The sequence below is a fragment of the Kiloniella majae genome (assembly GCF_002118315.1).
GTDB classification, from domain to species: Bacteria; Pseudomonadota; Alphaproteobacteria; order Kiloniellales; family Kiloniellaceae; genus Kiloniella; species Kiloniella majae.
The window spans coordinates 685,576-695,409 of record NZ_MTSZ01000003.1 but is presented as its reverse complement, the minus strand read 5'-3'; the positions used below and the strand labels follow the sequence as shown (position 1 = coordinate 695,409).

The window sequence follows — 9,834 nt, the reverse complement described above, 5'->3', positions numbered from 1 at the left end:
GACTACGCTTTACTCGCTCTTTCTTTGAAGGTCCCATCATAAGTCTCCAATATGTAAACTTATTTCAGGACGCGACACGTATTAAATCAGAAAGGGTCGCATTTATGCGGCCCTTTTCTTATGAGCTAACTTTCCTTTAAGCACTTGATCTCACTTGATCGTGAAGAAGCTTTACTCCCACTTTCTTACAAGAATGCTATCTAGAAAGAAGAACAAAAAAATACCGAAACGCGGGTAAGGCGATAATTCGGTGCCAGTCAGGATAATTGGAGATACCCAAATGAAGATCACGTTCAGCTCATCTGTCAAAAGCTTCCTTCTCTCAACATTGTTTGTACCAACACTATTTATGGTACCCGCAGCTGTGAATGCTGAAGACGTTACCTCTGAGAAAGCTGCCGAACATTACGAAACTCTCTCACCAAAGATGAGAGATGGCTATGCAAAATCAGGCCACCCTGTTTCTACTGAATACTTCAACTGGGATCGCTATACAAAAGCACCTCACAAATCCAGCACACACGGTGGCCGGTTGGTTCACAACTACGCAAATGATCTCGCGAAGGCCTATGGGAAATACGAAGATATCGGTACGCTGCCTGTAGGCGCCATTGTTGCCAAGGATAGTTTCAAAGTTGGTAAGAAGGGCGTAAAGCCCGGTCCTTTATTCTTGATGGAAAAAATGGAAGCCGGTTTTGCCCCTGAAAACGGTGACTGGAAATATACGCTTGTGACCCCAAGCGGAAAGATTTTTGGCGAAACAAATGGTCATAACTCCAAGAAAGTGAAGTTCTGTGCTGATTGCCACAATGCAGTCGGCGAAGATCAAGACTACATGTTTTTCCCTGAAGAAGACTACCGAGTTGTAAATTAGTAGTCAGTAAAGCTCATTAACTTTCAAGGCTGAGTGGTGGGCACTCAGCCTTTTTCTTTTGCATAATTTAAGCTGTAAGCTTTCGTACAGATGTCTTTGATTGTAGCCCTGTGAGAGCTGTTTCTTTTGTTACCACCCGATCAACCGGGAAGGTTAGAACAACTGATGTACCAAGTCCGACTTCACTTTCAATAGATAGCTCACCACCATGCAAATGCATAAGAGATCTGGCTAGAGACAATCCCAACCCTGTACCCTCTATGGTTTTTGTATAGCTGGCTTCACACTGTTCGAAAGGCTTGATGACCCGCTCTATATCATCTTTGGCTATCCCAATCCCGGTATCAGAGATAACAATAGCAATACCATTATCCCCATCAACACGACGAACCTCTGCCTTAATAGAGCCACCATCTGGCGTGAACTTCACAGCATTGGTTGCCAGGTTGATAATAACCTGTTTCACCAAACGTTCATCAGCAAAAAGATATGGCAAATCATCGCTAAGGTTTGCATCAAGCGTAATGTTTTTTACCTTCGCCTGACGCTTCACAAAGCGATAGGCAGATAGAATTGACTGGCGAACACATACGACGGTTTCGTTGAGTTGGATTTCACCAGCTTCCACACGTGACAGATCAAGAATGTCGTTCACGATTGTTAAGAGGTGTCGTCCGCTATCCAGTATATCCCCGATATATTCCCGGTATTTTGGATGTGCAATTGGCCCCAGATGTTCTTCCGTAATAAATTCAGAAAAGCCGATAATCGCGTTTAATGGAGTTCTAAGTTCATGGCTCATATTTGCCAGAAACGATGACTTCATCTGGCTGGCAATTTCAGCCATGTCTTTCGCTTCGCGGAGTTGGTTTTGAACTTTAATTCGTTCCGATACATCTCTGACAACTGCCGCAAAGGTTTGTTGCTCGTCCTCACCGATCTTCATGATCGTTGCTTCCGCGGGGAATACTTCACCATTTTGACGCAAACCGGAAATGGCACCTCGTGTTCCCATACCGCGCGTATCAATGGCACCCGCATCAAAACTGGCCATGTAGGTACGATGATCACCACGGTGTTCTTCAGGTATCAGGCTGTCGAGGTGTTCGCCCAAAATATCATCCGCACGATATCCAAAAGTATCTTCTGCACCTCTGTTAAAAAGTGTCAGGTAACCTTCTTGATCAGTAGCAATAATTGCATCGCCAACCCCGGCTACGATACTGCCCATTAACTGCTGCGAAGATGCTAGCTCACGGCTGATCGAAACCCGGGTACTGATATCGCGGACAAGGAAAGTAAACTGACGCTGAGTAGAAGTTTCCGTTACAAAAGATCTAAGCTGCACATCAATTTCGTCCCCGGATCTTGATTTGATCAATCCGGGAAGAATAATTTCAGCGTCGGGCAAACTGTCCTTGTCGCAAACTTTCAGAAGCTTATTCTGATCATCTTCACTAACGGTAAAGACATCAAAAATTGACTGAGAATAGAGATCTTCTAACCTATACCCAAAATTTCTGCTGACAGCCGGGTTCGTATATAAAATCTGTCCCTTGATATCGGTGACAAGAACGGCCTCGAAGCTATTTTCGAGTAATATATTGCTCACATTACTTCGTGCTTCCGAAGTAAGAGCATGCTCATTACGATAATGCTCGCTGGTCATACACACAGCCCATTTCAAATTGAATTACCGGGCTTCTGTGTTCTCAAAACCAATACTAAAGCGCCGTCTCAGTCATGAGAAAGCAAATAGAACATAAAAGATCAATTTAATTTTGAGCATTAACCATATTATTTCAGTAATATTTTCAAAAAAAGAATATTTACCCAAACATCAGCATCAATAAGATGAATTAACTTACACAATACACACGCCTAAGTTACTTTCATTTTAAATTAAACTTGCCAAACCCCTCTGTAAAAACTTCAATTCTGTGAAAATTTCAATAAGGCCACCAGTAATTCAAATACAAAAAAGGGAAGGCCCGGCGCGACCTTCCCTTTCGTACTGCCTTTGAATAATTTCTTATTCCGCGGCAGCTATCTCTTCAACATTCAAACCCAGCGCCTTGGCAACACCAGCGCCATAGGCAGGGTCAGCTTTGTAACAATTGCGGATATGACGATGCTGAATGTCCAGTCGAGCCCCACCAACAGCCCTTGCTGTATTTTCAAACAGCACTTGTTGCTGCTCAGCAGTCATGAGCTGGAACAAGGCACGAGGTTGAGAATAATAATCGTCATCCTCTCTGTGGTTCCAGTGATCTGCAGCTCCTTCGATTGATAAAGGAGGTTCTGCAAAATCAGGCTGTTCGTTCCATTCATCCTGTGTATTAGGTTCATAACCGATACGACTGCCACCATTACCATCAACACGCATTGCGCCATCACGATGATAAGAATGGAAAGGGCAACGAGGTGCGTTAACCGGAATCTGACTATGATTAACACCCAGACGATAACGCTGTGTATCACCGTATGAGAATAAACGTCCCTGAAGCATTTTGTCTGGCGAGAAGCTAATACCAGGTACAACATTCCCAGGGTTAAAAGCAGATTGCTCAACTTCTGCAAAATAATTTTCAGGATTACGGTTTAATTCAAATTCACCAACTTCAATCAGCGGATAATCCGCTTTTGGCCACACCTTGGTCAGATCAAACGGGTTGAGGTGGTAAGATCCAGCCTCTTTTTCCGGCATCACCTGAACAAATAGCGTCCACTTAGGGAAGTCGCCGTTTTCGATTGAATCAAAAAGATCTTTCTGATGGCTTTCACGATCCTGACCAACCAGTTCGGCGGCTTCCTGATCCGTTAGGTTTTTAATACCTTGCTGGGTTTTAAAATGAAATTTCACCCAATAACGCTCGTTATTCGCACTGATAAAGCTAAAGGTATGACTCCCAAAACCATCCATATGGCGATACGTCGCCGGGATACCGCGGTCACTCATCACAATCGTGACCTGATGCAGAGCTTCCGGTAAGCTGGTCCAGAAATCCCAATTGTTATCAGCACTACGCATATTAGTTTTTGGATCGCGTTTTACGGCATGGTTCAGATCCGGGAACTTCATAGGGTCCCGAAGAAAAAATACAGGAGTGTTATTTCCGACAAGATCCCAGTTTCCTTCTTCTGTATAAAACTTCATTGCAACGCCACGAATATCACGTTCGGCATCTGCAGCACCACGTTCGCCCGCTACTGTGGAAAAGCGAAGGAACATATCGGTTTTCTTGCCAATCTCGGAAAAGATCTTGGCCTTCGTGTATTTCGTAATGTCCTGTGTAACAGTGAATGTACCGTACGCAGCAGACCCTTTGGCATGCATACGTCTTTCAGGAATGACCTCTCTGTCAAAATGGGCCATTTTCTCCAAGAACCAAACATCTTGTAATAGCGCTGGACCGCGTGGCCCTGCGGTTTGAATGTTCTGGTTATCTACAACGGGAGCACCGAATGCGGTTGTAAGTTTGTTCTTCATTCTGCTTACCTTCTCTCCTTATCCAACCTTGAGAATAGAGGCTGGGAATTGATCAAAATTGCTTCATCCGGCCTGTTGTGAAGTTTAAAATTGTTTTTGTTTGTATCGTTTGAATTGCGCCGGCCGATAAAGAAACAATACGCACTTGCTTTAAATCGATCCAACAAGTTATTCTGATCACAATAATTGGGAAAATCGATTAATATGCATATACCCACGCTAAAGCAGTTAAAATATCTCGTCGAGCTGGAGCGACACGGCCATTTTGGGCGGGCTGCCGATGCCTGTTTCGTAACCCAATCAACCCTAAGTGCTGGCATTCAAGAGCTTGAGAATTTACTTGGCTGTAAACTGGTTGAGCGGACCAAGCGCAGAGTTCTCTTTACCGAGTTGGGTAATGATATTGTTCAGCGATCAATAGAACTGCTGCGGGGCGCAGAAGATATCGCAACAATGGCACGGCATAGTACCGAGACACTTAGTGGCGATCTTAAACTTGGTGCCATCCCGACGATTGCACCCTACTTGCTGCCGCAGACACTTCCCCGATTACGAAAAGAATATCGCGATCTCAAGCTCTACCTCGTCGAAGATGAAACATCCCGTCTCATTGATCGTTTACGGGCAGGAACCATTGATGCAGCCTTAATGGCCTTTCCTTATAACGAAGCAAGCCTTGAGTGGGTTGAACTGGCCGAAGACCCCTTCCTGTTGGCCCACCCCATTGATCATCCAATTGCCACAATGGATGCTGCGCAACGTAATCATCTGTTACAGAGTCAAGCCTTGCAAAGCCAGCTTATCCTCCTCGAAGAGGGGCATTGCTTACGTGATCATGCCTTGGCGGTCTGTCATATGACAAAGTTAAAACCCGGACAAACCCTACAGGCATCCAGTTTGCTGACGCTGGTGCATATGGTTGCTAACGGTCTGGGGGTCACTCTTTTACCCGCGCTTTCCTGCCAATCATCATTACTCTCGGGTACAAATGTATCTCTAACACCATTGGAGGGAAACTCTGGTCACAGGAAACTTGGTTTGGCATGGCGAAAAAGCTCGGTCAGGAAAAAGGATCTCAAATTACTCGCCGATCAACTCTCCCAGACTGCACAAAAACAAATCAGCTCATTTCTGTCTAAAATGCTATCGACCAAAGAAGCCGGATAGGTATAAGCTAAAAGCCTTCTTTGGCTTACCCCTCTCATTTATCATCTACCTCCGAGCATAAAAATGTCTGCAACCAGCACCTCTGAACTCATCAATGCCACAGCCTGTGAAATAAGAGATCGTCTTGTTCGCAAAGACATCAAACCAACAGATCTATTGCATGCTCTTGAAGATCGAATTCAGCAGGTGGATGGCTCGGTTAATGCCCTGCCAACTCTTTGTTTTGACCGCGCCTACGACTTTGCAAAAAAACTTGAAACCAAACCAATTGAAGCGCGCGGGCTTTTGGCTGGTATTCCTGTGCCAGTTAAAGACCTAACCGCCGTAAAAGGCGTTCGAACTACATCTGGCAGCCCGATTTTTGCAGATCGCATCCCCGACTGGTCCGATGTTTTGGTTGAAACCATGGAAACAAATGGTGCCATCGTTTATGCCAAATCAAATACACCGGAATTTGGCGCCGGCGCGCATACATTCAACCCTGTTCTGGGAACAACCAGAAACCCGTGGGATTTGTCAAAGTCAGCAGCAGGCTCTTCCGGAGGTGCTGCGGCTTCTCTTGCCACAGGATGTGCCTGGCTAGCGCATGGATCCGATATGGGCGGATCACTCCGTAATCCGGCAAGTTTTTGCGGGGTCGTCGGCTTGCGCCCTTCTATGCATCGATTATCTGATGGACCAGGAACATCGCCGTTCCAAACTCTATCCATGCAAGGACCGATGGCACGAAATGTAGCAGACACAGCTTTATTACTAGATGCTATGGTTGGCTTCAAAAACATGAACCCTTTGGCTCAGCCAAACCCCGAAAATAGTTTCCTGTCAATTACCAACAAGAAAATAAAACCGATAAAGGTCGCATACAGCCCTGACCTTGGTGTTAGTCCGGTTGACCCAGAGGTTGCTGAAATATGCAAAAACGCGGCGCTACAATTCGAGAATGCTAATGTCGTTGTCGAGGACATGACACCAAATCTCCGCGATGCTCCTGAAGTATTTAAACGCTTGCGGGGATTAGATTTTGTTGTCGGCTTAGGACCTCTTTTAGATCAACATCGAGATAAGTTGAAAGAGGACATTATCTGGAACATTGAATATGGGCGCTCCTTGAGTGCCGAAGACATCGCATGGGCGGAACGGAAAAGAGGTGAAATCTACTATTCCATGCAAAAATTCTTTAATGAATACGATCTGTTAATTTGCCCCACAACCATTGTGCCGCCCTTTCCTGTAGAACAAAGATATGTGGATGAATGTGCGGGTCAGAAACTGGAAACCTACATCGACTGGTTGGCGATAGTATCCACGATAACGCTTACCGCATCCCCCGCAATTTCAATCCCCTGTGGTTTGACAAAAACAGGCCTACCCGTCGGACTACAGCTTGTCGGCAAACCACAGGGTGAAGGCCCCTTACTCTCAGCAGCAAACCTATTGGAAGAAGTTTTGCCTAAAATGCAAACACCTATCGATCCGAGGAATCACTGAGTTTAGACCACATCAATCATGAAGCCCTGATCTTCCAGATCCTGAAGTGAATCCAATGTATTTCCTACCGTCCCCAAGCCTCGCAAAGTGACGCTATCTCCATTACCGAAAGTAATATCGACATTCCGGCCCGCACCACCGTCAACAACTGAGACATCACCGAGACTATCAAGAGCCGCTAACGGATCAGCTGGATTGCCTAAATCAGCGAGAATATCGGATAGAACCAATGTATCCCCGGCCTCAAAGTCCATTATCGTATCCCGACCTTCGGCAGAACTGTTACCAGATCCATCAAGTGCGAGATCAAAGACAAAACGATCATTCCCAGTACCGCCACGAAGAACATCATTACCACTACCACCGATCAATATATCGGCACCATCACCACCAGTGAGAACATCATTTCCCGAACCGCCAATAATAATGTCGTTCCCGTCAGAGCCAGTAATGCGGTCGTGTCCAGTACCACCATCAATCTCACTCACCCCCACTAACGTGGTGTTGCTGAGGTCAATTGTATTGTTACCATTGGTGCCGCTTAAGACGTTAAAACCAGATCCCATATCAATCTCTTCAATGGAATCTCCTGTGGTCAGATGCTGGACAGTAATTGTCTGATCACCATCACTACCCTGAATTTTATCGGCGCCTGTACCCCCATTAAAACGATCTGCCCCCTGACCATTACCTTCCACGATGAAGAGGTCGTTTCCAGCTTCACCGCGAAGATAATCATTTCCGGTTCCTCCTACGATCACATCGTCATCATCAGACCCCGTAATACGGTCATGGCCTGCACCACCGTCGATACGATCAACATTCGTAAGCGTCGTGTTCCGCAGATCTATTGTATTATTGCCCGATGTTCCAGAAAGAACGTTGGTGCCTGTACCCAGATCAATCTCTTCGATAGAATCGCCTGTCGTCAGGTGTTGAACGATAAGTATCTGATCACCATCACTACCTAGGATTTTATCATTACCTGTGCCACCATTAAAACGATCTGATCCCTGGCCATTACCTTCGACAATAAAAATATCATTGCCCACTTCACCACGGAGGTAATCATTTCCCGTGCCACCAATAATAATATCATCGCCAGCCGAACCGGTAATACGGTCATGACCTGCACCGCCATCAATACGATCAACATTCGTAAGCGTCGTATTCCGCAGATCAATCGTATTATTGCCTGATGTCCCAGAGAGAACATTGGTGCCTGTACCCAGATCAATCTCTTCGATGGAATCGCCTGTCGTCAGGTGCTGAACAACTACTGTTTGATCACCATCACTGCCCTGGATCTTATCCGTGCCTGTGCCACCATTGAAACGGTCTGATCCCTGACCATTACCTTCAACGACAAAAGTGTCATTGCCCGCTTCACCACGGAGGTAATCATTCCCTGTGCCACCGACAATCGTATCATCGCCAGCCGAACCGGTAATACGGTCATGACCTGCACCGCCATCAATACGATCAACATTCGTAAGCGTCGTATTCCGCAGATCAATCGTATTATTGCCTGATGTCCCAGAGAGAACATTGGTGCCTGTACCCAGATCAATCTCTTCGATGGAATCGCCTGTCGTCAGGTGCTGAACAACTACTGTTTGATCACCATCACTGCCCTGGATCTTATCCGTGCCTGTGCCACCATTGAAACGGTCTGATCCCTGACCATTACCTTCAACGACAAAAGTGTCATTGCCCGCTTCACCACGGAGGTAATCATTCCCTGTGCCACCGACAATCGTATCATCGCCAGCCGAACCGGTAATACGGTCATGACCTGCACCGCCATCAATACGATCAACATTCGTAAGCGTCGTATTCCGCAGATCAATCGTATTGTTACCAGATGTACCCGCTAATACGTTTTCGCCACCACAACCGTTTATTTCTTCAATAGAATCACCGCGTGTCAGATGACTTACGGTGATAACGTCATCGCCTTCTGATCCGTGAATTGTGTCGTTACCAGAACCGCCATTAAATCGGTCAGCACCTTGATCATCCCCTTCGACTAGGAAGAAATCGTCACCTTCCTGTCCGTAAAGCCGATCATTCCCTTTACCACCAACAATGACATCAGCAGCATCACCACCGTAAATTCTGTCGTGCCCGTCATTCCCCTGAATTTCATCAGAGCCTGTTGTACCACGCAGTACATTATTCCCATTTGTTCCCTGAATAAGATTTAAAGCTTCGGGAAGCTTCAGAGAACAATCTTCTGAATCAGGCGTTGCCGGGTTTGTATCTGTTTCAACAGCTTCTGTGAGAAGGTCGAGTTCATCTTCGTCATCACCAATCAAATCAAAAGACAGAGCGTCCACACCGTCAAGCGTTGAACTTGGTGATAATCCATCAAGGTTTTCTCCCAATTCATCATTGTAAGTCGAACCACCACCGCCTTGCGCTGTAAGATTACTCCCCGCCGCAGTTTCCAGGGGAGCTTCAGTATTCAATGATGCAAGTAGCTCGAACAATGCGGGGATATCAATCGCTTCGCCATTAGCATTAATGATTGGTGTGATCCCGTCTTCATAGTCAGAAAGGCTAAGAAAAGTAATTTTACTATCATCAGGAAAGGATAGTACCAACTGGCCTTCAGCAACGCTTGAAACCTGGGCATTGGATAAGTCAAAATCAAGATCGTAGATCTGTCCGGGCTGAGCTTCGATTACAAAGCTCTGTCCAACATCAGGCTTGCCTACACGGGACACGACCTGACCACTATCAAGAACATCTGTTTCCAGAACATCCGAATTTACGATTTTCGTTTTGCTACCAACCATGCAAATCACCAACA

At 45.9% G+C, this 9,834-nt stretch carries 6 protein-coding genes; 3 read left to right on the top strand and 3 right to left on the bottom strand.

Annotation, left to right across the window (positions count from 1 at the left end):
• Window positions 1-280 precede the first annotated feature (280 nt).
• Window positions 281-874 carry a cytochrome P460 family protein gene (locus BKB51_RS12800; protein ID WP_085901455.1) on the top strand — a complete coding sequence of 198 codons (594 nt, stop codon included), beginning with the start codon at window positions 281-283 and terminating at the stop codon, window positions 872-874.
• 67 nt (window positions 875-941) lie between these two features.
• On the opposite strand, the gene BKB51_RS12795 is transcribed toward BKB51_RS12800, so the two are convergent.
• Window positions 942-2,543, bottom strand: a complete 1,602-nt coding sequence (locus tag BKB51_RS12795) for a PAS domain-containing sensor histidine kinase (RefSeq protein WP_085901454.1) — start codon at window positions 2,541-2,543, stop codon at window positions 942-944.
• A gap of 363 nt (window positions 2,544-2,906) precedes the next feature.
• Window positions 2,907-4,364, bottom strand: a complete 1,458-nt coding sequence (locus BKB51_RS12790) for a catalase (RefSeq protein ID WP_085901453.1) — start codon at window positions 4,362-4,364, stop codon at window positions 2,907-2,909.
• Between the two features lie 204 nt (window positions 4,365-4,568).
• On the opposite strand from BKB51_RS12790, the gene BKB51_RS12785 reads away from it, so the two are divergent.
• Together BKB51_RS12785 and BKB51_RS12780 are read left to right on the top strand one after the other, a co-directional pair.
• A complete protein-coding gene (locus BKB51_RS12785; RefSeq protein ID WP_198946722.1) occupies window positions 4,569-5,531 on the top strand; it encodes a hydrogen peroxide-inducible genes activator in 963 nt (320 codons plus the stop codon).
• Window positions 5,532-5,594: 63 nt separating this feature from the next.
• Window positions 5,595-7,019 carry an amidase gene (locus BKB51_RS12780; protein ID WP_085901452.1) on the top strand — a complete coding sequence of 475 codons (1,425 nt, stop codon included), beginning with the start codon at window positions 5,595-5,597 and terminating at the stop codon, window positions 7,017-7,019.
• A 2-nt stretch (window positions 7,020-7,021) separates the two neighbouring features.
• On the opposite strand, the gene BKB51_RS12775 is transcribed toward BKB51_RS12780, so the two are convergent.
• Window positions 7,022-9,820, bottom strand: a complete 2,799-nt coding sequence (locus BKB51_RS12775; RefSeq protein ID WP_085901451.1) for a beta strand repeat-containing protein — start codon at window positions 9,818-9,820, stop codon at window positions 7,022-7,024.
• Window positions 9,821-9,834 lie beyond the last annotated feature (14 nt).